Genomic DNA, 23,113 nt, shown 5'->3' with positions numbered 1-23,113 from the left:
GAGTGTCTATTTATTTTATGAAAAATTTAGTTTAATTCATTTAAGTAATGAACAAGTGCTGATGCTTTAGAGAAAAATGGAGAATGATCAGCTTCTAAAGTAATAACTTTCTTGCAAGGTGTTTCTGTATTCATTCGGCGCTGAAAATCAATTGGAATCGCTCTATCTAGAGTCGTTTCAATATAAATGCGATCTATGGCTCCAAAGTTTTCTTCAGATATTTTCAGCTCTTGTTGGAAGGGTCCTAGTGGTTGAGGACGCATTTGATTAAAAGATGCTTCTTTAATAGAACCGTCTTCTGTAGCATTTAAAAATGTTTGTTCAATTAGATTAGGTATAAGTTCAGCAGTCAAGTCATTTTCATTTATAGTGAATTGCGGGCCATCTTCTCCGTCTAATTTACTACCAAGACTTTCTCCGTTTTGTGGTAAAAAGGCACAAAGATATACTAATTTATCGATTTTATTTGGTATAAGTTCAGCAGTTTGAGTAATAACGATTCCACCCATACTATGTCCAACAAGAATAACCTTTTCATTTTGTTGATTTATATTAGCTGTTACTGCATCAACATAGGAATCTAACGTTATATTTTGTGAAGGAGTTGTATCTTTCCCACTTCCAGGTAAGTCTAGTGTAATAACAGTGTGACCTAAAGCCTCTAGTTGAGGTTTTACTAATTCCCATGCCCATTCACCTTGCCATGCTCCATGTACTAAAATGTAAGTACTCATTTAATCAACACTCCTCTAGGGTATATAAGTTTCATCTATTTGTAATATTGATGATGTATACTCAGTGTAAATGAAGTGGTTTCATAAATATAATGAAGGTTATTTATAGATGATATAAATATATTTTATATAAGGAGAACAGAATGAATGTTTTTGATTTTAAAGTCTTTACATATGTGGCTCGTTTAAATAGTATTAGTCTGGCAGCAAAGGAATTACATATGACACAGCCAGCAATAACCCATATTATTAACAAATTAGAGAAACGATATGCTATAACGTTATTTGATCGCTCTAGACAAGGAACGATTCTAACTGAAAATGGCAAAGAATTTTTAGTTGGTGTAAATCGACTTCTAATGGAGTATGAAAAACTTGAGGAAACAGCTTTCCAGTTGAAAAATAAAAGCTTGTATAAAATTGTACTAGCTACGTATCCTTCCGTTACTGTATATTGTTTGGCGGAGTGTATTCAACTAGGGAATATTGATCATAGTCAATATGTACTTGCAGTTCGAGAAGGAAGCTATCAAGAAGTGTTAGATTGGCTATCATCAGGTAGTGCAGATTTTTCTATTTCTATAAAAGAAAATTTAATACAAGGATTTCATTATGATGTCATTGGTGAAGATCCGTATGTTATGGTTTCTTCAAAAAAAGTTCCGCCTAACCTTACTATTAATGATATAAAAAATTATCCTTTTATTATGCCGCTTTCTGGTTGCAAAGAAGTGCTCGAACCGTATTTGATGAAAAATGAAATAACAGTTAATAAAGTGATGGAGTCAGAATCAATTAGTTCAGCATTAGCACTTACTATACAAGTTAATGGCATAACAATCGTTCCGTTATCAGGACTACATAAGCAAATTATTCATGACTTCATTGTACAGCCGATAGAAATTACAATTCCACGACAACTTATTATGCAATGGTCACCTAAAAAAGAGAATGACCCGCTGTTTCTCGCGTTTGTTAAGAACTTATTAGCTCAACTACAGCAAAAGAAAAAATGAATATAATATTACAAAAGGTAAGCTCATTTCACTGAAGCTTATCTTTTGTATGTATTACCAATAAAGAGCGGTATCATAAAGTCCGATTAATATAAGAAGAACACCGGCTACCTGTTGAACGCGTTTGCCAATATTCCTACTTTTTTTAAGTAATGTTCCATTTAATCCAAGATAAGAGATGATGAACATAATTCCAACGATAGGGAGAGCAGTTCCTAGCGAAAAGAATGTTGGAAACAAGTAACCATAATTATATGAGAAAGATAAAGGGATTAACGTTCCAAAAAATAGAACGAACATAGTCGGACAAAAAGCTAAGGAAAAGAAGAATCCAAGTAAAAATGAGCCAGTTTCATTTTGTTTTCTTATAAATTTGATTGAGAAGAAGTTTCTTGCTTTTATAATACCTGCCAACATTAACCCCATTAAAATTAATAGGGGTCCCATCATTTTGCGTAACCATGGGAAATACAAAGTTAATATTTGCTGAATCTCTTTTCCTAAAAACCATACTAATAGTCCAAGCGTCGTAAAAGCCATTATTTTTCCTAAAATGAATAAAAGTATATGTTTCCATACATGTCCTTTTTGTAAAGATTGGTTGCTATAAAGTGTAATAGCACTAATGTTTCCTGTTAATTGACAAGGAGCAAGTGTACCTACAATGCCTAATAAAAACGCAAATAAAAGAGGTACTGATTTCGTAGCATTCGCGACATCTATTAAAGGAGACATGAGTTGATAGCTCCATTCACTAATTATTGAAAACACGTTATATTCACCCTTCTAATTAATTTGGAATATTCCTTCTTTAGTAAGCTGCTTCCATGTTTTACCCTCATCCGTAGAAAGGAACACATTTGCTTTCATTGTAGCAAATACAATTTCAGCTGAATTTTGAGGGTTTTGTGATATATACATAATTGTATCTTTAGGATCTAAAGGTGGAATTTGTATGTTTGTCTCCTCATTTGTAGCAATTGATTTCTTCGTTACGATTTGCTTATTGATAGGCGCGTAAATAACATCTTCATTACTTAATGTAATTGCGGTCGATTCAAGTGATTTAGCGAATATTTCAAACGTATTTCCGTAATCTGTAGATAAGTAAACACCGTCTTTGGCACTTACTGCGACTACACTAGATTGATTCGGATGTACGGAAAAGGAATGAATCGTACTTGAAAGACCTTTTAACTTACTATTTTCCCAATCTTGTCCGTTGTTCGTACTGAAATAAAAACCTTGTTGTAATTTAGAATTTGGACGCTCATTGTATAAATAAATTGCTTCTGTATTATATCCGACAGCAAGGTTATGAAAATCAGATTCTCCGTAAAATGCTAGCTTTTCAAGAGTATTACCACCATCAGAACTTTTCAATAATCCTAAAGGGTTTTTTAAATTTGCACCTGGTTCAGGGTGACCGCTGGCAAAGAATCCGTTCTTCGTTGCCTGAAATCCCATATAATCATGTAGCTCAGTCTTAGTTTCAAACCATTTGCCATCTTGATAAACTTTTATCCCGCTATGAGTGGCAATAGAAACACCTAGCATATTTCCTGCATAGCCAATTCCATGAATGTGCTCGATTTTTCCAGATGTAATTTCTTTATAGGAGTCTTGCGGATTCGTATTTGCTGTTTTTGTATTTTTTGGTTGAGATTGCGCCGTTCCTTTCTTCACTGGTGCTGTTTCGACGTTGCTAGAACATCCTGAAATTATTAATAAAGAAGTAATTGCTAACCCTGTTGCTACATAATGTTTCAAATTTGTAGGCCCCTTTCCTATATACGTGATTTTAAGTATATGGAATAAATGTCAAGAAATTGTGGAGTGGTATGCATAATTTAGCGTGGAAGGGACCTTAGTAAGGAAAATTCTCCTTTGGCTATGAGTACTATCAATTGACGAAAAATTATAACAATAATAGAATGAATTGTATTGATGATTAGTTTCACAAGCATACATAGAACACTAGGGGGATTATCATGAAATCAACATTTTTTGCTCAAAATAGAGAACGATTAGCAAACACATTACCAGAGGGGTCTATTACGATTTTATTTGCGGGACAAGCATCGCATATGTCAGCTGATGCACATTATAAATTTGTACCGAATCGTAATTTTTACTACTTAACGGGAATCGATGAACCAAATGTTATTTTTATGCTGAAAAAGGTTGGAAGTAGTGTTGAAGAAACACTTTTCATTGAAAAGTCAGATCCAGTAATGGAAAAATGGGTCGGTAAAACAGTTTCTAACGAAGAAGCAGAGAAAATTTCAGGTATAAAGAAAGTTGTATATTTAGATAGCTTTGAAAAGACAATGTCAAATATACTTTTTACAGAAAATGCGAAGCATCTATATTTAGATATAGAACGTCGTAATTGGAATGGTACGGAGACAAAAACATTAGCATTTGCTAAACATGTAAGAGAAAAATACCCACACGTAACAATTGGTAATGTATATCCGAACATTTGTGAATTACGAGTATTTAAAACAGAGGAAGAAATTGAAATTATTAAAGAAGCGATTGCTATAACGAAAGACGGTATTTACAACGTACTTAAGCATGCAAAAGCAGGCATGATGGAGTATGAATTAGAAGCACAATTTGATTTTACACTGAAGTCATCTGGCATTAAGTACCATGCGTTCAATACAATTTTGGCGAGTGGGAAAAATGCTACAGTTCTTCATTATGAAGATAATGATGCACAAATTCAAAATGGTGACTTAGTATTACTAGATTTAGGTGCTCAAAAAGACTACTATAACGCTGATATTAGTTATACATTCCCGGCAAATGGAACATTCTCTAGTCGCCAAAAACAAATTTATAATATTGTATTAAAAGCATTAAAAGAAACAACAGAGATTATTAAGCCAGGATTAAAGTTCGCTGCATTAAATGAGCATACAAAAAAGGTACTGGCAGAAGAGTGTAAAGCAATTGGTTTAATTCAAGAAGATGAAGAGTTATCAAAATACTATTATCATGGTGTCAGCCATTTCCTTGGTTTAGATACACATGATGTAGGAACATATAAAGATAGAGTGTTAGAAGAAGGTATGGTTATAACAATTGAACCTGGTCTTTATATTGAAGGAGAATCAATTGGAATTCGTATTGAAGATGACATTCTTGTAACGAAAGACGGGTATGAAAACTTGTCAAAAGATATCATTAGGGAAGTTGAAGAAATTGAAGAATTTATGAGTGTAAATAATGAACATGTAAAAGGAAACCAAGCTGTAGTAAAATAATAAAAGAGTCATCACTAATTTATTTGAACTTTATCTCGAATCGTGGACAATTAAAAAATCCATGATTCGGGATAGGGTTCTTTTCTTCGAAATACTAATCTTTAATTATTAATCCTAATAAAGTAGCAAACTGAACAGCTTGATATGTCGATACTTTACATCCTCTTAAATCGTTCACTGAAACTGTAAGTGTATCAAAGGTAGAAGAACTAATATCTATCCCCTTCAGTGATGTCTGATCAAAATTAGCTTCATCAAGACTACATAATTGGAATTCAACTTTTTTAAGTTTACAGTCAAAAAAATCTGCATTATTTAATGAAGTTTCATTGAAGATGATTTTTTCTAGTTTAGAATTTCCAAATGCCGCTAAATTCAAAATTGAATTCTCAAATTTAACATTTCCTAAGCTAGATTCTGTGAAATTTACTCCGATTAATTTACTGTTTTTAAATTCGACTCTGTGAACAGAAGAATTGCTTAAATTAACATTTGATAAATCACAGTTTTCAAAACAAACATCTGTAATATCAATATTGCTAAAGTCTGTATTAGTAAACTTACAGTTTTTTATCACCGCATCATATAATCGCACTCTATCTACAGATTCATTTTCGAAAGTGGAGTCTATAATTTCACACACTTCCAATGTTGGATCTTCTTCATAAAAAATATCTTGAAAATTCTTTGAAGATAACTCTGTTGAAATTTTTGGTCTATCAATTTTCATCGTATATCAATCCTCTTCTATTTGATATATTTGTGTAATTTGAGTCCATTGTTTCCTTGTGAGGAACATTAGTTCTTATTATACAAAAATCTAAGTTCTTTTGTGAAGAGCATTTTAGCTACATTTTTCTTATTTAATAATAGCAGTGTTATTGTTTCTTAAGAAATAACGTCAAAATAAATATGAAAACGGCTAATATAGTCGCTACAAGGGAAGTATTTTATACTTTTAAAATATTCGCCTCTTGTAATGTCTCCGCTTTTAGTAATCTTCCAATTAGCTTACGTATTATCTAATTACATCTCCTTATTTTCTTGAAAATCAAGTTCTATAATGATTTTGAAAAAGAAAAAGGAGGGATTTTCCATGAAGCGATTTGTATTAACAGCTGTTACGGTCTCTGTAATATTTTTAATTGCTGCCTGTTCTGTGACGACAAATACAACAAATGATCATAAAAATATGAATGATAACAAAACACTACAGACTGAAACAGCTACAACACCATTGAAGGTTGAAAAAGGGCCAGAAGTTACTTTAATAGCGAAAGAAGAAAAGCAAAAATTAAGTAACGGTGTTATTGTTCCAGTCTGGACATTTAATGGCTCATCTCCTGGTCCAGAAATTCGGGTGAAAAAAGGTGAAAAGGTGAAAGTGACATTAAAAAATGAATTATCTGCACCAGTATCTATTCATTGGCATGGATATCCTGTCCCAAATAACATGGATGGAATTCCGGGCGTGACACAAGATGCAGTTGAACCAGGAAAAAGTTTCACTTACGAATTTGAAGCGAACGTACCAGGAACGTACTGGTATCACTCGCATCAAGATTCTGTAAATCAATTAGATAGAGGTTTGTATGGAGCGCTCATTGTAGAGGATACAAAGGAAAAATATGATAAAGATTACACATTACTGTTGGATGAATGGGTTACAGATAAAGAAGAAATTAAAAAGCAGTTAAAAGAAATGACAAAAGGGCAAATAGGTAATAAATCTAAAGGTGATGAAAATACGAAAAAGAATGATGATAAGAACGGCATGGATCATTCTGGTATGGACATGGGCAGTGATCAAAAAGACTCTGGCAATATGGCAGGAATGGACCATGGAAATATGAAGATGGAAGGTCATGATATGAGTATGTATGATTTATTCACAATCAATGGAAAAAGCGGTGATTTAGTAGTGCCATTGAAAGTGAATAGGGGAGATAAAGTTCGTCTTCGACTTGTTAATGCTGGTTATCTATCACATGATATACATGTTCACGGTCATGATATAAAAGTAATTGCGACAGATGGTCAACCAATAAACAATCCAAAAGTTATAAAGGATAAAGTAATTTCAATCGCACCGGGTGAACGTTATGATATTGAATTTACTGCTAACAATTCGGGGAAATGGTATGTTGAAGACCATTCAGAAAATAAAGGTGCAAAAGGAATGAAAGCTGTTATTGAATATGATGGCAGCAAAGAGATGAAAGATAAAGCAGATGAAAAGGGAAAATTAGCGAAATTAGATATGACAAAATATGGTGCTAAAAAATTAGGTAGTTTCACGTTAAATCAAGAGTATACTGCCACATATAATATGGACTTAAATACGCAAATGAATGAAAATGAAATGGTATATACAATTAACGGAAAGGTATTTCCGGATATTGACCCAATTCAAGTGAAAAAGGGTGATTTAGTAAAAGTGAAATTGGTAAATCGTTCTAAAATGGATGATCACCCAATGCATTTACATGGTCACTTCTTCCAGGTGTTGAGTAAAGATGGAAAACCGATAGAAGGTTCTCCAATTGTAAAAGATACATTGAACTTAAAACCAGGAGAAGAATATGAAGTAGCCTTTGTAGCAGACAATCCCGGTGAGTGGATGTTCCACTGTCACGACCTACATCATGCTTCAGCAGGGATGGTAACGGAAGTGAACTATACAGATTATAAATCTGATTATGTTCCAAACCAAAATATTCCTAATAAGCCAGAATAATAGGAAGCAGTTATCCTATGGATAGCTGCTTATTCATTTTTGTTGCAAGTACTAATGTATATGTTGATTATGCCCAGGTGAAGGTGCAGGAGTATGATCTGGGAATGTCGCGAATACGGCAACGATAATTACTACACTAATTGAAAGGAATAACAAAAAACGACGTTGGATAAAAGTAGAAAAGTTCTCCGATAACAATTGAATCACACAGGACATAGTAATCGTTATAGTAAGTAAAAGGCTAATGAACAATATACTATGAGCTTGTTGAGCATTTAACATTTCTGTAATCATTGCTCCCATCATACTTGCCATTAATCCAGAAAACATTCCTTCTAAAGCAGTATATAGGTGAAAACGTAGACCCACTAAAAAACCGATAAAACCACTAATTAAAATAGCAAGTAAAGTAGAATATAGTAATCCCCCCTTAAAGAGAATGCCTAAATAAAAACCAATACTTAAACCGATACTCATACTAAAAGACATAATAAATACCATATACTCCATTAGGGTACCCTTACGTTTAGAAATATTGGATGTAATAAGAATTGAGGTACAGCAAAGTGTTAAGGTAGTTAACGTATAAGCAAACATTATGATACCTCCTTGTCCTATCGTTCATTTCATCATATGTGTACTTATGATAATTTATATCTGCATATTATCTGCACAATTTCATAGATGTAAGCAAAGGAACGCTTGATTTTTTAGGGCGTCTTTTTTAATTGTAAGCATGTGAAAGAAATTGTTATATTATGAGTTTCTATTGTGAAGCCATAAAGAATAAGCGTATAATATTATAGGTCTCCCATTTGCGAGACAAACCGCGAATGATAAATAAGATTGTTGTTTTATCATCGCTTCTAAACATATAGACAATGAAAGTAACACTGGAATACAGATAGGGAGTTATAAAATGAAATTAATTATTGCCGAGAAACCAGATCAAGGGTTGGCTCTTGTTTCACAGTTTAAATATCGCCGGAAAGATGGATATTTAGAAGTAGAAGCGAATGAGTTATTTCCAAATGGAGCGTACTGTACATGGGCAATTGGTCATTTGACGCAGTTATGTAATCCAGAGCATTATCACGCAGAGTGGAAAAAATGGTCACTTGATACGTTACCGATGATTCCTGAACGATTTCAATTTGAAGTAACAAAGTCAAAGTATAAGCAATTTAACGTTGTGAAACAGCTGTTACATAATCCACAGGTAACAGAAATTATTCACGCAGGCGATGCTGGGCGTGAAGGGGAACTGATCGTACGAAATATTATTAATCTTTGTAACGTGCAAAAGCCGATGAAGCGTCTATGGATTTCGTCTTTAACCAAGCAAGCTATTTACCAAGGATTTAAAAATCTACTTGATGAATCAGATACAATTAATACGTATTACGAAGCATACACAAGATCTTGCGCTGACTGGGTTGTTGGTATGAATGCATCACGTGTGTTTAGTATTTTGTTAAAGAAAAAAGGAATGAATGATGTATTTTCTGCTGGTCGTGTCCAAACACCAACGTTAGCATTGATTGTAAAGCGAGAGAAAGAAATTGAAAACTTTAAGTCAGAGCCTTTCTGGGAAGTGTTTGCAACCTTTAATATAGAAGGAAAGAAATATGACGGGAAATGGGAAAATGATAATGAATCCCGCTTAAAAGACCCCGATATGGCGAATAAAATTGCGGCATTTTGCCAAGGAAAACCGGCTGTTGTGAAGGAAATGAAAACGGAGCGTAAAGAGTTTCAGCCGCCGCTTTTATTTAACTTATCATCACTGCAAGCAACGGCAAATAAAGCCTTTAAGTTTTCACCGAAAAAGACGCTTGATATAACGCAAGCACTCTATCAAAAAGGGATTGTTTCTTATCCACGTTCAGATTCTAACTATGTTACACAAGGAGAAGCAGCGACGTTCCCTGATATTTTACAGAAGTTAAGTCAGTTTGATGAATATAAAGGCTTATTACCGGCTCCGGTTGAATCCATTATGAATAACAAGCGTTATGTAAATGAAAAGAAAGTAACAGATCACTACGCAATTATTCCGACAGAGCAAGTTACAAACCCAAGCAGACTATCAGGTGATGAAAAGAAAATATACGATATGATCGTAAGAAGGCTTATTGCAGCTCATTATGAAGTTGCAATCTTTGACTATACAACAATCATTACGCTTGTAGATGAACGTGCTGAATTCATTTCAAAAGGAAAACAGCAAATTCAAGAAGGTTGGCGTAAAGTTATTTTCCAAGACGATAAAGATGACGAAACCATTCTTCCAATTGTAGCTGAAGGCGAAGAAGGAAAAGTTGTCAAGGTGAAAGTGAAAGAAGGAAAAACACAGCCACCGAAGCGCTATACAGAAGGACAACTTATTACGTTAATGAAAACAGCTGGTAAGTATTTAGAGAATGAAGAGCTGGAGAAAGTATTAAAGAAAACAGAAGGTTTAGGTACGGAAGCGACTCGCGCAGGTATTATTACGATGCTGAAAGACCGTAAGTATATAGATGTAAAGAAAAACCAAGTGTATGCGACTGATAAAGGAAAAGTATTAATTACCGCAATTGGTGACAAAATACTAGCTTCACCAGAAATGACTGCGAAATGGGAACAACGTCTTGCGGAAATTGGTGAAGGTACAGCTTCACCAGCTACATTTATGGAACAGACGAAAAAGCTATCAGCTAAAATTATTGAAGATGCAGTGGAAATGTCAGAGAAATGGGACTTTACTGGATTGCATGTTGAATCGATTGAGCGAAAAGGATCGAGATTTACAACAGGTAAAAAGGTTGGTAGCTGTAAAAAATGTGATGGCGATGTAATTGATAAGTCAACGTTTTACGGCTGTTCTAATTACAACACGACACAATGTGACTTTACCATCTCGAAGAAAATATTAAGTAAAACAATTTCGCAAAAGAATATGACAAAGCTCTTAAAAGGTGAAAAGACTGATTTAATTAAAGGCTTTAAAAAGGGCGAGAAAACGTTTGATGCGAAATTAGAGTGGAAAGATAATAAGATTAATTTTGTATTTGAGAATTAATTTGTTAAAAGAGCATGACATAAAACTGTCATGCTCTTTTGTTTTTCTTTTATATAAAATTTAACGATAAAAAAAATCCTTTAAATAATAATTTTTTATTGTAAAACGATAAAATTTGTATTAAAATCAAAATCATAATAAATGAGTGAGGTGCTTTTGTTAAAAGGTAACAACCTTATTTTTAAAATTAGAGGAGGTATAACTATGAACATTAACAATTTGATTGTTAAAAATATGGATAACCCCCATGAGTTGGAGAAGATGTATAGAAAAGATCCGAAAGCTTTTAAAAAAGCATTCTCACAAGCATGGGACCAAAACCCTGATTCTCAAGTTCTAGGTGCTTGGTATGAAAGGTTGCATTTCAAGGAGAAAGTAAATAAAGAAAAAACATCTTTGTTTCAAAAAGGTTTCTTATTCATGGGCCTTTTAGCTATTCTGGCCGGCATAAGCACCAGGATCATTTTCCACTTTGTTGAGCAGGAAGCAATTGCTCCAATTAACTTGGCTTTTGGTGTAATTCCCTTTATTGCTGCTTATTTTGTTTACAATAATACTCCGAAAAAAAGTATTATTTATTCCCTTGCAGCGTTGTTCCTAATTTCCGGGTATTATCTTAATACGCTGCCAGTAAATTATAAAGACAGTACCATACTTGCGTATTTACATCTTCCTATATTTTTATGGGTCTTAGTAGGGCTTGCATTTACAGGAAATGAATATTCAAAAGGCAGTACAAGATTAGCCTATATTAAATTTAATTTAGAATATTGTCTTCTCTACGGGAGCATGGCAGTGAGCGGAATGATACTTGCGGTATTCACCATGCGTTTATTTAGCTTTGTTGACTTAGATATAGGAGAATTCTATTTTAGTAATGTTGTTTTATTTGGAGCAGCGGCTCTCGCTATTGTGACTGCATACTTAGTATCAATGAATCTTAAGCTTGCTAAAAATATTACACCATACATATCTAAAATTTTTAGTCCTCTCGTCCTGATTACCTTGCTTATCTATCTTATAACGGTAATTTGGGTCGGGAAAAATCCATTCTTGGATCGCAATTTCCTAATGGCCTTCAACGGAATACTGCTTGGCGTATTGGCTGTTACTATATTTTCTATCGTTGAGAGTGACTCGGACGAGAAAAAGAACATTTCAGATTATATAAATTTTTCCTTAATTGTTCTGGCGCTTATTATTGACACTGTCGCATTGTCAGCCATAGTATTTAGACTTTCTTCTTACGGGATTACACCTAATAGACTTGCTGTTTTAGGAGTAAACATACTGATTTGGGCAAATCTCATTTGGATTATGTTTGCCTATATGCGTTTCTTGCAAAATAAATCAGGACCAAAAGCTATCCAAGATGCCGTTACGAAGTATTTGCCAATATACGGACTTTGGGCAGCTTTCGTTATATTTACGTTTCCTATCATTTTTAATTAGAAAGGATCTGTTAATGCGGGAGTGGTGAGGGCTAATAATCATTGGGGGATGAACAAAACCCCCAATGATTAAAGTTTCACTTTATTACAATTGGTATTATTACGTTTGTAGTTTCGGTAATTTCATTTGTATTGATAAATAAGAAATAAGAAATAAGTGTTGTATGTAATCTTTCCATAATAAAAAACGTCCCAAAATGGGACGTTTTTTATTATGCGTATTGCCGTTTTTTCTTAATAAGCAACAAAACTTGTGAAACAAAAGCTAGTACCGGTAACTCAATCAACGGTCCAATAACGAGTGCAAGTGCGATAAGAGGCTCGTCTGGAAAAGCTGTTACAGCGATAGCGAGTGCAACAGGTGAGTTTCTTGCTAACGTTGTTAAGCTTAGACTTACTGTATCTTTGTAAGATAAATGCATCATGCGCCCGATAAATTGTCCTAGTAAAAAATTAATGATGAAGAACAATAGAACAGGAACGAGTAATAATAAAACGACATTCATATTTTGCAGTAAATATTTACCTTGTGATGCAAACATCGCTACTATTGCTAAACTTAAAAATATAATTTGAGCAGAGCTGAAAAACGGAATGAGTTTATTCTCGAGAGTTTCAGCTTTTTTCATTTTATTCATAATGAACTTTGTAGCGTGTGCAAGTATAAATGGTAAGACGATTACGATAACAATACTTTCTACTAAAACAGAAATCGCTACAGTTTTCATGACACCAGCAAATAAAAATAAATAAATGGGAAGGAGCAGTACTTGCAAAATTAAATTTACAGGTAAAATTGCAGTAGAAAGTGCTACATTACCTTTCGCTATTTCAGTAAAGATTAAGTACCAATCTGTACATGGAGTAACCATTAACATTATAAATCCAACCCAAAGTGCTGGATGATCGGAAAGAAATAGTGCTCCTAACCCCCAAGCGAGTAAAGGTGTCCATAAGAAGTTAATAGTAAGACTTGTTCCAGCAAATTTTAAATTGCGAAATCCGTTTTTTATTTCTTTTAATGGAATGCTGAGGAATAATCCATATAGCATGAAAAATAAGAAGGGGACAATAAATTTGTCTGAATACGTATGTATCATATTAAATTGTCCGAGTACGATGCCGCATGTAACAGCAAAAAGAATAATAAAAGTTTGAAGCTTTTCTATAGTGCTCATGAATAAATCCTTTCTATATATGAATTTTCCTCTCAAAGTTTATTATACAAGTAATAAAGATGTATTTGGTGTTCAATTGTATTTTAGTTAATATTTTTAATTTGAGATTTTATTTTTTTATTAAAAGTTACTTGACTAAAGTAAGTGACTATATTATAATCACTTACATAAGGTAATTAAATAACAAAAAGTTGTGATAGCGTAACTTAAGGTATCTATTGGAACTTTTTCTTAGAATAAGAATTTTTATGATGATGAATAATGAATATGAAAAGAAAGATTAGGTGAAGAAAATGGGACTATTTAGCTCATTATTTGGTAAAAAAGAAGAAAATACGAATGTAGAGGGGAATAAAAAAATGTCAAAAGTATTATTTGTAAAAGCAAACGATCGTCCAGCGGAGCAAGCAGTTAGTTCAAAAATGTATGAAACATTTGTAAGTACTTATAAAGAAGCAAATCCAAATACAGAAATTACGGAATTAGATTTATTTGCATTAGATCTTCCTTATTACGGAAATATCGCGATTTCAGGTGGATATAAACGTAGCCAAGGCATGGAGTTAACTGCTGAAGAAGAGAAGGCAGTTGCTACAGTAGATCAATATTTAAATCAGTTTTTAGAAGCTGATAAGGTTTTATTTGCATTCCCATTATGGAACTTTACAGTACCAGCGCCATTAATCACATATATTTCATACTTATCTCAAGCTGGAAAAACGTTTAAATATACAGCAAATGGCCCAGAAGGTTTAGTTGGTGGTAAAAAAGTAGTTGTGTTAGGTGCTCGTGGTTCAGATTACTCTTCAGAGCAAATGGCTCCTATGGAAATGGCAGTTAATTACGTAACAACGGTACTTGGATTCTGGGGAATTACAAATCCAGAGACAGTTGTAATTGAAGGACACAATCAATATCCAGATCGTTCACAACAAATTGTTGAAGAAGGTCTAGAAAACGTTAAAAAAGTAGCAGCAAAATTTTAATTCATGATAGTAAATGGAAAAACCAACATGGATGACCATGTTGGTTTTTTAGTCTATTTTTCATGTTAAAAAATGTATATTTATAAAATAAAAGAAAAGTTCGAAAATAGTATTGCAAAATATTATATAGCAAACTATAATGAGTTCAAGAATAGTTGATACTTAAATTAAATATTCAGAAAATTCAATTAGTTAAAATTGGAAAATGAGATAAGGAAACTTGAATGGGGGTTATATTATGGCGAATAAAGTACCGTTTTCGTTCATAGTAGTTATTGGATTAATGTTATTTGCACTATTTTTTGGAGCGGGAAATTTAATTTTCCCAGCGATGCTTGGTCAATCAGCAGGAGAGAATGTATGGATTGCTAACGCTGGATTTTTAGTAACTGGTGTTGGATTACCATTACTAGGTGTGCTAGCATTTGGTTTTTCAGGTAAAGATGATTTGCAGTCGTTAGCTAGTCGTGCTCACCCAGTGTTTGGGATTGTGTTTACAACAGTTTTATACTTAGCGATTGGTCCGTTATTTGCAATACCGAGAACAGGAAATGTTTCTTATGAAATTGGTCTTAAACCGTTTATGCCAGAAGGAGTAGGTTCTACACCTTTAATTCTTTTCACAATTATATTCTTTAGTATCACTTGTTTTTTTTCGCTAAATCCCGCGAAAATTGTCGATATTGTTGGAAAAATCTTAACACCAATTAAGTTGACTTTCATCGGTATTTTAGTAATCGTTGCTTTTATACATCCGATTGGAGATATGCAAGCACCAGTGGAAGCTTATACATCACATGCATTCTTTAAAGGATTCCAAGAAGGATACTTAACGATGGATACGCTTGCATCATTCGTATTCGGGATTATCATTATCAATGCTATTAAAGAAAAAGGTGCGAAAACGAAAACACAAATTATGGTCGTTTGTGCAAAAGCGACAATTATTGCAGCATCTATTTTAGCAATTATCTATACAGCACTTTCTTATATGGGTGCTTCAAGTGTTGCAAAGCTTGGACATTTAGAGAACGGCGGAGAAGTATTAGCGAAAGTTTCTAACTACTATTTCGGATCATATGGCGGAGTATTATTAGGATTAATGATTACAGTAGCTTGTTTAACAACTAGTGTGGGACTTGTATCAGCATGTTCTTCATTCTTCCATAAGTTATTCCCAAATGTTCCTTACAAAGCAATTGCAATCACGCTATGTGTATTTAGTGCAATTGTTGCAAATGTAGGATTAACACAGTTAATCGCAGTTTCTGTTCCAGTATTAACAGCAATTTATCCACTAGCAATCGTATTGATTTTCTTAACATTCTTCCATTCATTATTCAAAGGAAGAGCTGAAGTTTATCAAGTGAGCTTAATCGTAACATTTATCATCAGCTTATTCGATGGATTAAGTGCAGCTGGAGTTAACATTGAAGTAGTAAGCCAAGTGTTCACTAAATTCCTTCCGATGCAGGAAGTAGGATTAGGCTGGATCTTCCCAGCGATTATCGGTGGATTTATCGGATATGGACTTAGCATTTTAAAAGTGAAAAACCAAGTTCAACCAGCAACTAGAGCGGATAAGAAAATAGGTTAAATAAAAAAAGTTATAGAACTTGTTTCTATAGCTTTTTTTGTTACTATTAATAATGAGAAAAAATAAAGTAGTAGGGGAAATAAAATGAAAAAAACAATTGATCATATCGGAATCGCAGTTCGTGATATAGATAGTACGATACGTTTTTATGAACAGGTTCTATCAGGAGAATTAATAGATCGGTACGTAAGTGAAGCTCCTGGTGTGGAAAGCGAAGTAGCCATTCTTGAAGTGGATGGAGATAGAATTGAATTACTTGCACCGACGAATAATACGACATCTCCAATTGCCCGTTTTATTAAACAAAAAGGTAAAGGTGTTCATCACGTTGCGTATCGTGTCGATGATTTAGAGGTGGCTCTAGAAGAGTTAAAAGAACAAGGTATTCGGACATTAGAGCATACACTACGCATTAATAAGCACGGTAGAAGGTTAATTTATCTTAACCCAGCGGATACTGAAGGAACGATTATCGAGTATTGTGATTATCCGGAAGAGAAATAGAAGAGGGATATTTTTTTAAAGGTGTTACGTAATAACGTAATACCTTTTTATTTATGTATTTCACATTTTCTTCACAAATGATTCACGATAACTTTTCTTCTTTGATAACTTACATAAATATATTTTATGATATAATAACAATCGACTTTAAAAATGTAAGTTGTATCTATCATGATAGTTACTATTATATTAGAAGTTTAGAGGTGGAAGAGAAATAAAGAGTTATACTTTCTAGAAGTTTATATTTAATCAGGTTAATATTTCGCCGGAGAATCAAACTTCGGAAGTTAAAGTAATGAAAATAGAGCGATGAGGAAGAAAGAAGTGAAATGAGTATGAAAGTAATGAGAAGATTAGGGACATGGTTATTACTTGCATGTGTGCTTATCATATTGATACCGAAAAGTGCATCTGCTCATGCGTACGTTGTGAAATCAAACCCTACTGAAAATGAAACATTGAAGAAAGCACCATCTGTTGTAAAAATCGAATTCGATGAGGACATACAAGTTTCAAGTTTTAATACATTGTACGTGAGAGATACATCAGGTAAAAGAGTCGATTTAAAAGATGCTCATATTGATAAAAAAAATAAAAAGCTATTAGAAGCTGGATTAAAAGAAAACCTCAAAAATGGTCTTTACTCCATTCAGTGGAAAGTGATTTCAGCTGATGGACATCCAATTCAAGGAGTTATCCCGTTTCGGATTGGATTAGCGGAAGCGGAAACAGACGATATACAAGTGGAAGAGATGGGGTATGTCCCGCAAATCGATATGATTATGGAACGTGGGATTCTATATACGAGTTTCTCGCTATTTTTAGGAGTTCTCTTCTTTAATCTTATTATGTATAAAGGGAATGCAACCTCGGTTCGATCAAGGAGTAAGAACATAATATGGATCTCCTTATTTGGGATATTTATTAGCTTGTTATTCAACCTACCATTGCAAGCGAAAATAAATGCTGATGTTTCATGGCTAGAAGCATTCAATCCTTTACTATTAAAAGAAACATTACAGCTTTCTGTTTTTGGTTATGTATGGATTACTCAAATGGTTCTCATTAGTACGCTTATAATTGTTACGTATTTTGCGGTGAAGCATGAGAAGTTTTCGTCGTTTAAAGTATGGAGTATTCAAATACTATTGTTTATAGGGTTACTTGTTATGAAAGCCTTTAATAGTCACGCATACGGTTTAAAGTTTAAAGACATTGCTGTCGTTATGGATTTTCTACATTTATTCGCAGCTTCATTATGGGTTGGTGGTTTATCATCTATTATTCTTCTTTTACGTAAAGAGGATAACAAGTGGCATATGTATTGGGATATGATTAAGCGTTTTTCACCGTGGGCAACAGGTGCTGTTATCGTGATTTTAATAACAGGCCTTTTTAACAGTACATTTTTTATTCCAACAATCCACTCGTTATTTGATACGAAGTATGGATTGGCTTTATTAACAAAGATACTTTTATTCATTTTCATGGGGATATTGGGAATTATTCATTATATGAAAGGGAGAATGCGAGCGAAGCAAGGATTAGGTGCTACGGTGAAAGTAGAGTTTATCATTGGAATTATCATTTTCGTAATCGTAGCTTTTATGACAAACGTACAAACACCACCGATGCCTCCTACTGGACCTTTTACAGAGAGTAAACAATTAGATAATGGATATGAAATGACGCTAAATGTAAGTCCTAATAGAGTAGGACAAAATATATTCCATATTACTTTAAATGATGAGAACGGACAACCCGTTACTGATATGGAACAAATTATATTAACGACTCAATCGTTAGATATGAATATGGGAAAAGGATCATTTAAAGTTTCGGCAGTTTCACCGGGAGAATATGAAGCAGAAGGTATGTATATTAACATGACAGGAAACTGGAATATACAAGTACATGGATTAACGAAATCGCTTGATAGCTTCGATACGGATTATAAATTTATTGTAGGTGGCAGATAAAGTGAAACTTTAAGCAGCCCTCATCAATTGGGCTACCCGGCGAATAGCAGGATAAAGAGTAGGTATAGATAAAAAGGAGCTAATTGAAAATGAAACGCATAAAAAAATTAGGAACAACAATGATCGCAACAGTAATTGCAATGGGAATGTTTTCGTTACCTGTTAGTGCGCACGTTACTGTGAAGCCAGCAACTTCTGACATCGGTTCTTGGGAGACTTACACGATAAAAGTACCAGTTGAAAAGAATATAGCAACAACAAAAGTTACACTGAAAATACCGTCTGGTGTGGAATTCCAACAGTATGAACCAGTGCCAGGGTGGAAAATGGAAGAGCAAAAAGATAATGCCGGAAAAGTGAAAACTGTAGTATGGGAAGCAATAGGAGAAGGGATTTTACCCGGTCAGTTCCAACGATTTACTTTCGTCGCTAAAAATCCGGATAAAGAACAAAAAATAGCTTGGGATGCATATCAACAATATAAAGACGGAGAAATTGTTGAATGGACAGGCGATGAGAAAGCTGAAAAACCGCATTCACTTACTACAATTGCAAAAGGTACGTCATTAACAGGAGAACATGGTGAAGTATCTAATGTAGAAAAGAATGAAGGTACTAGTAATATGCAATTGATAGCGATTGTTTTATCTATTTTGGCAATTGTATCTTCGGTAGGTGCGTGTGTTTTTGTAGTGCGTCGTAAAAAATAAGATATAAAAAAGAGCCTACAAATAGTAGGCTCTTTCTCATATTTATTTCACTTCAACCTGCTGCCTTACAGCAAGTGTTTTCGGCTTTATATTTACAAAACAAATGCTCACAACAATAAATAATAGGCCAATAAATAAGCTCAGTGTAATGGCTTCATGTAAGAAGATTGAACTTACAATAATAGCGATAAGGGGAATAAGGAATGTATAAGCCCCTACTTTACTCGCTTCACCAGCTCCAACGAGTGTGAAGTATGCAAGCCACCCCATTGCAATAACAAAGAATGAAATAAAGAGTAGTACACTAACAAATGGCATACTCCAAGCAATACTAGACCAACTTTCAAATTCTGAGCCAAATCCGATTAAACAAAGACCACCGATAAGAAGCTGAATTGTTACCATCCAAATGGCATTAACACGGTGACCAGTCTTCTTAATGAATACTGTGCCAAGTGCCCAGCCAATAGCGCATCCTAACGCGAGAAGGATTCCAATAACAGAAATATGTCCGGTTAAACTGCTTGAGCTAATAACACCTACACCAATAAATCCGAGAACAAGCCCGAAAATTTTCAAGCCGTACATTGATTCTTCAAGCCATATCCACGAGAAAATACCGAGTAAAACTGGTTGTAGAAATACAATGGCGGAAAATAACCCAGCAGGCATATATTGAAGACCAACAGTTTGTAACCCGTAAAATATAATGATGTTAAGTAAAGAAGAAATAACGTATAAGTGCCACGTTTCTTTTAAATGTAATTCTTTATATTTGGGTAGAGCGAAAAGGAGTAAAATGAATCCTCCAATTAAAGTTCGAACGCCTGCAAATAAAACAGGTGGTGTATAATGCAGAGCAAACTTTGATAAAGGCCAATTGATTCCCCACATGAAAACGAGAAAGGTAAGGATGATGGCCGTCTTAGTTCGAGAAAGCTGTGTCACTGAAAGACCTCCTTGTTGTTATTCATTTCACTATGATATGATATCGACTGTAATAAATAAAATGAATCTTTTTTATAAGGAGTATAAGTGATTAGTTATGACTATTACACAACTGCAAGTATTAATAAAAACTATTGAGTTAGGTAGTTTTACGAAGGCTGCCAGGGTGTTAAATATGACGCAGCCAGCTGTAAGTCATGCCATTTCAAGTATTGAGTCAGAGTTAGGAGTTACGATTCTTATACGTGATAAACGACAAGGATTACTCGTTACGGATGTAGGAAACAGAATTCTTGTACATATTAGAGAGATTTTGAACGGTGTAGAGAAGATTGAACAAGAAGTTGCGATGGAGAAAGGACACGAAGTGGGGACGATTCGAATTGGGAGTTTTCCGAGTGCTTCTGCACATTTCTTACCGAAAATGATAAACCATTTTAAGGAGAAGTATCCGAGCTTAGAGGTCGTTCTTTGTGAAGGAACAATTAAAGAAGTTGAAGATTGGTTAATATCGAGGGTTGTTGATATAGGAATTGTTATTTTGCCTAATAAAGAGATGGAGATTGTCCCGTTAACGAAGGGAAAAATGGTTGCTATCTTAAGAGAGGATCATCCTCTTTGTAAGAAGGACTCTATTACAATTCGTGATTTGGAGAATGAACCGATCATATTATGTAAGGGCGGATACGAACCACCCATCATTGATATGTTTAAACAAGCCAACGTACCACTTCGAGCTGAGTATGTAATTTCTACCGTTACTACAGCTTTAAATATGATTCAAGAAGGATTAGGCATTGCAATATTAGCTGAATTATCTTTAACGAATTTACCACAGAATGTGCAAACGAGAGAATTGGAACCGCAAGTATGGAGAGAAATTGCTTTAGCTGTTCCTTCATTAAAGGATTCTTCAATCGCTGTACAGCTATTTATTGAAGAATTTCAAGCGCTATTTGCAGAATAAAAAGGGGTGTCTCATATATCATAATGGGGCACTTTTTAATTTGCTTATAAAAAATCTATGAAAAGGATTGACTTATTTTTTAGTTGTAACTATAATGATTACATCGAGGTGGTGATTACGATGAAAATTAGTAGCCGCTTTTCCATAGCTGTTCATATTTTATCTATTTTGAAAAACAATCCATCTTCACTTTGTACTTCAGACTATATGGCTGAGAGTGTCAATACAAATCCAGTAGTCATTCGTAAAATCATGTCGTACTTGAAACAAGCTGGCTTTGTTTACGTAAATCGTGGACCGGGTGGCGCGGGATTACTAAAGGATTTACATGAAATCACATTGTTAGATGTGTATCATGCAGTGAACGTAGTCGAAGAAGACAAGCTATTTCATATTCACGAGCAACCGAATCCAGATTGTCCAATTGGGGCGAATATTCAAGCGGTGTTAGAAATTATTTTAATTCAAGCACAATCCGCGATGGAAGAAGTTTTGAGAAATATTACGATGGGGCAGTTGTTTGAAACTTTGCAAGAAAAAATGAATGCTTAAATAATATTTATATTTTTTTATCATTAATGTAACTTATTTGATTACAACGATAAGGTAAGGTGTAAAAGTTATGACTGTAAAAATGAAAGTATACTCAGATTTTATATGTCCGTTTTGTTTTTTAGCAAAAGGTCCATTAGATGAGGTAGCGAAAGAGAAAGATGTAGAGATTGAATGGATGCCATTTGAATTACGTCCAAGTCCATATTCAAAAATAGATCCATGGAATGAACCAGAAAAATTAGGTTCATGGGATGCTTTCATTCTTCCGACAGCGAAGAAGTTAGGAATTGATATGCGCTTGCCACGTGTTTCACCACATCCATATACACATTTAGCTTTCGAAGGATGTCAATTTGCGAAAGAACGTGGACTAGGTAATGAGTATCATCACCGCGTATTCACAGCATTTTTCCAAGAAGAGCAAAACATTGAAGATATTGATGTGTTAACAAAATTAGCGGTAGAAGTAGGACTTCCTGAGGCGGAATTTAAAGATGCTTTAGTAACTCGTAAATATAAAGAAAAGCATCAAGAAGCAATTCAACACGCATATGATGAAGCGAATATTATGGCTGTTCCAACTGTCATGATTGGAGATGAAGTCATTCAAGGGCTTGCTAGTAAAGAAACACTAGAAAGGGTCATTGATAAAGAAATTGAAAAGGATAAAACAAATTCATTTGAAGGTATGCAATGTAATACCGATGGATATTGCTAATTCGCTTGTTATGAAATAACAAAATAAATGATAAAACAAACATTTGGAGGAATTAAAATGTCAGCAACTACAACAAACTTAAAAGAAGCAATCGTGAACCGCCGTTCAATTCGTAAAGTAACAAAAAACGATGCAATTACGAAAGAAAGAATTGAAGAAGTGTTAAAAACAGCTTTACACGCACCAACATCTTTCAATATGCAAAGTGGTCGTATGGTTGTATTAATGGATGGAGAGCATGAAAAGTTTTGGGATATCGTTAAAGAAACACTAAGAGCACGCGTACCAGCAGAAAACTTTGAAGCGACTGTAGAAAGACTAAAAGGCTTCCATGCAGGTGTAGGAACAGTTCTATTCTTTGAAGATCAAGCAACTGTAGAAAAAATGCAAGAAAATGCCCCATTATACAAAGATCAGTTTCCATTCTGGTCTCATCAAGGAAATGCGATGTTACAACATACTGTGTGGATGCTATTATCTGCTGAAGGAATTGGGGCGTCATTACAACATTACAACCCAATCGTAGATGCTGAAGTGAAAGAAACTTGGAACATTCCGGCAGAGTGGAGCTTAGTAGGTCAAATGCCATTTGGTGAACCAAACGAACAACCAGCAGAAAGAACGTTCTTGCCTACTGAAGATGTAGTGAAATTTTATTAAGAAATACAATATGTAACGAGAAGGAAGCTGTGCT

General features: G+C 34.2%; 21 protein-coding genes. 14 read left to right on the top strand and 7 right to left on the bottom strand.

All coding sequences use genetic code 11. The annotated features are described in order from the left end of the window. Window positions 1-26: 26 nt before the first annotated feature. Window positions 27-734, bottom strand: a complete 708-nt coding sequence (locus MKY38_RS12775) for an alpha/beta fold hydrolase (protein ID WP_025710127.1) — start codon at window positions 732-734, stop codon at window positions 27-29. A gap of 143 nt (window positions 735-877) precedes the next feature. Here MKY38_RS12775 and MKY38_RS12770 point away from each other — a divergent pair, with 143 nt between their 5' ends. Then, complete coding sequence (locus tag MKY38_RS12770; protein ID WP_001100328.1) at window positions 878-1,750, top strand: LysR family transcriptional regulator; 873 nt, start codon at window positions 878-880, stop codon at window positions 1,748-1,750. Between the two features lie 54 nt (window positions 1,751-1,804). On the opposite strand, the gene MKY38_RS12765 is transcribed toward MKY38_RS12770, so the two are convergent. Together MKY38_RS12765 and MKY38_RS12760 are read right to left on the bottom strand one after the other, a co-directional pair. Continuing rightward, window positions 1,805-2,521 carry an urease accessory protein UreH domain-containing protein gene (locus MKY38_RS12765; protein ID WP_236093400.1) on the bottom strand — a complete coding sequence of 239 codons (717 nt, stop codon included), beginning with the start codon at window positions 2,519-2,521 and terminating at the stop codon, window positions 1,805-1,807. A 15-nt stretch (window positions 2,522-2,536) separates the two neighbouring features. Then, a complete protein-coding gene (locus MKY38_RS12760) occupies window positions 2,537-3,520 on the bottom strand; it encodes a F510_1955 family glycosylhydrolase (RefSeq protein WP_025710125.1) in 984 nt (327 codons plus the stop codon). 221 nt (window positions 3,521-3,741) lie between these two features. On the opposite strand from MKY38_RS12760, the gene MKY38_RS12755 reads away from it, so the two are divergent. After that, on the top strand, window positions 3,742-5,025 hold the full coding sequence (locus MKY38_RS12755; protein WP_341049125.1) for an aminopeptidase P family protein: 1,284 nt from the start codon (window positions 3,742-3,744) through the stop codon (window positions 5,023-5,025). A 94-nt stretch (window positions 5,026-5,119) separates the two neighbouring features. Here MKY38_RS12755 and MKY38_RS12750 read toward each other — a convergent pair whose 3' ends face one another. Next, window positions 5,120-5,755, bottom strand: a complete 636-nt coding sequence (locus MKY38_RS12750) for a pentapeptide repeat-containing protein (RefSeq protein WP_025710123.1) — start codon at window positions 5,753-5,755, stop codon at window positions 5,120-5,122. Window positions 5,756-6,121: 366 nt separating this feature from the next. Here MKY38_RS12750 and MKY38_RS12745 point away from each other — a divergent pair, with 366 nt between their 5' ends. Then, a complete protein-coding gene (locus tag MKY38_RS12745) occupies window positions 6,122-7,762 on the top strand; it encodes a multicopper oxidase family protein (RefSeq protein ID WP_341049124.1) in 1,641 nt (546 codons plus the stop codon). A 51-nt stretch (window positions 7,763-7,813) separates the two neighbouring features. On the opposite strand, the gene MKY38_RS12740 is transcribed toward MKY38_RS12745, so the two are convergent. Next, complete coding sequence (locus MKY38_RS12740) at window positions 7,814-8,359, bottom strand: hypothetical protein (protein ID WP_070180044.1); 546 nt, start codon at window positions 8,357-8,359, stop codon at window positions 7,814-7,816. Window positions 8,360-8,681: 322 nt separating this feature from the next. Between MKY38_RS12740 and topB the strand changes: the two genes are divergently transcribed. Together topB and MKY38_RS12730 are read left to right on the top strand one after the other, a co-directional pair. Continuing rightward, window positions 8,682-10,826: a DNA topoisomerase III gene (topB, locus tag MKY38_RS12735; protein ID WP_065223467.1), complete on the top strand. Its 2,145-nt coding sequence runs from the start codon at window positions 8,682-8,684 to the stop codon at window positions 10,824-10,826. A 204-nt stretch (window positions 10,827-11,030) separates the two neighbouring features. Continuing rightward, complete coding sequence (locus tag MKY38_RS12730) at window positions 11,031-12,278, top strand: DUF4153 domain-containing protein (RefSeq protein ID WP_065223468.1); 1,248 nt, start codon at window positions 11,031-11,033, stop codon at window positions 12,276-12,278. Between the two features lie 211 nt (window positions 12,279-12,489). Here MKY38_RS12730 and MKY38_RS12725 read toward each other — a convergent pair whose 3' ends face one another. Then, window positions 12,490-13,455 (bottom strand): arsenic resistance protein, encoded by a 966-nt coding sequence (locus MKY38_RS12725; protein WP_341049123.1) that lies wholly within the window; start codon window positions 13,453-13,455, stop codon window positions 12,490-12,492. Between the two features lie 293 nt (window positions 13,456-13,748). Between MKY38_RS12725 and MKY38_RS12720 the strand changes: the two genes are divergently transcribed. The 5 genes from MKY38_RS12720 (at window position 13,749) to MKY38_RS12700 (ending at window position 19,231) form a co-directional block, all read left to right on the top strand. Beyond that, window positions 13,749-14,441 (top strand): FMN-dependent NADH-azoreductase, encoded by a 693-nt coding sequence (locus MKY38_RS12720; protein ID WP_070180046.1) that lies wholly within the window; start codon window positions 13,749-13,751, stop codon window positions 14,439-14,441. A gap of 238 nt (window positions 14,442-14,679) precedes the next feature. Continuing rightward, window positions 14,680-16,038: a branched-chain amino acid transport system II carrier protein gene (gene brnQ, locus MKY38_RS12715; protein ID WP_001284786.1), complete on the top strand. Its 1,359-nt coding sequence runs from the start codon at window positions 14,680-14,682 to the stop codon at window positions 16,036-16,038. 84 nt (window positions 16,039-16,122) lie between these two features. Further along, window positions 16,123-16,542, top strand: coding sequence for a VOC family protein (locus MKY38_RS12710; RefSeq protein ID WP_070180047.1), 420 nt, complete (start codon window positions 16,123-16,125; stop codon window positions 16,540-16,542). A 329-nt stretch (window positions 16,543-16,871) separates the two neighbouring features. Further along, entirely contained in the window at window positions 16,872-18,521 is a 1,650-nt protein-coding gene (locus tag MKY38_RS12705; RefSeq protein ID WP_341049122.1) for a copper resistance CopC/CopD family protein, read from the top strand. A gap of 89 nt (window positions 18,522-18,610) precedes the next feature. Continuing rightward, window positions 18,611-19,231: a YcnI family copper-binding membrane protein gene (locus MKY38_RS12700; protein ID WP_000821416.1), complete on the top strand. Its 621-nt coding sequence runs from the start codon at window positions 18,611-18,613 to the stop codon at window positions 19,229-19,231. 42 nt (window positions 19,232-19,273) lie between these two features. On the opposite strand, the gene MKY38_RS12695 is transcribed toward MKY38_RS12700, so the two are convergent. Next, complete coding sequence (locus MKY38_RS12695; protein WP_065223510.1) at window positions 19,274-20,179, bottom strand: DMT family transporter; 906 nt, start codon at window positions 20,177-20,179, stop codon at window positions 19,274-19,276. A gap of 97 nt (window positions 20,180-20,276) precedes the next feature. On the opposite strand from MKY38_RS12695, the gene MKY38_RS12690 reads away from it, so the two are divergent. The 4 genes from MKY38_RS12690 to MKY38_RS12675 all read left to right on the top strand — a co-directional run bounded on the left by MKY38_RS12690 (window position 20,277) and on the right by MKY38_RS12675 (window position 23,079). Continuing rightward, the gene (locus MKY38_RS12690) at window positions 20,277-21,146 is read left to right on the top strand and encodes a LysR family transcriptional regulator (RefSeq protein ID WP_000156743.1); all 870 of its coding nucleotides are present in this window, start codon (window positions 20,277-20,279) and stop codon (window positions 21,144-21,146) included. Window positions 21,147-21,266: 120 nt separating this feature from the next. Beyond that, entirely contained in the window at window positions 21,267-21,698 is a 432-nt protein-coding gene (locus tag MKY38_RS12685; RefSeq protein ID WP_000704073.1) for an Rrf2 family transcriptional regulator, read from the top strand. Between the two features lie 70 nt (window positions 21,699-21,768). Then, window positions 21,769-22,419 (top strand): DsbA family oxidoreductase, encoded by a 651-nt coding sequence (locus tag MKY38_RS12680; RefSeq protein ID WP_000216673.1) that lies wholly within the window; start codon window positions 21,769-21,771, stop codon window positions 22,417-22,419. 57 nt (window positions 22,420-22,476) lie between these two features. Beyond that, window positions 22,477-23,079 carry a nitroreductase family protein gene (locus MKY38_RS12675; RefSeq protein WP_001277021.1) on the top strand — a complete coding sequence of 201 codons (603 nt, stop codon included), beginning with the start codon at window positions 22,477-22,479 and terminating at the stop codon, window positions 23,077-23,079. The last annotated feature ends 34 nt before the right edge of the window (window positions 23,080-23,113 follow it).

It is taken from the genome of Bacillus sp. FSL R5-0585 (genome assembly GCF_038004545.1).
GTDB classification, from domain to species: domain Bacteria; phylum Bacillota; class Bacilli; order Bacillales; family Bacillaceae_G; genus Bacillus_A; species Bacillus_A cereus.
This window is presented reverse-complemented; position numbering and strand designations above follow the sequence as displayed.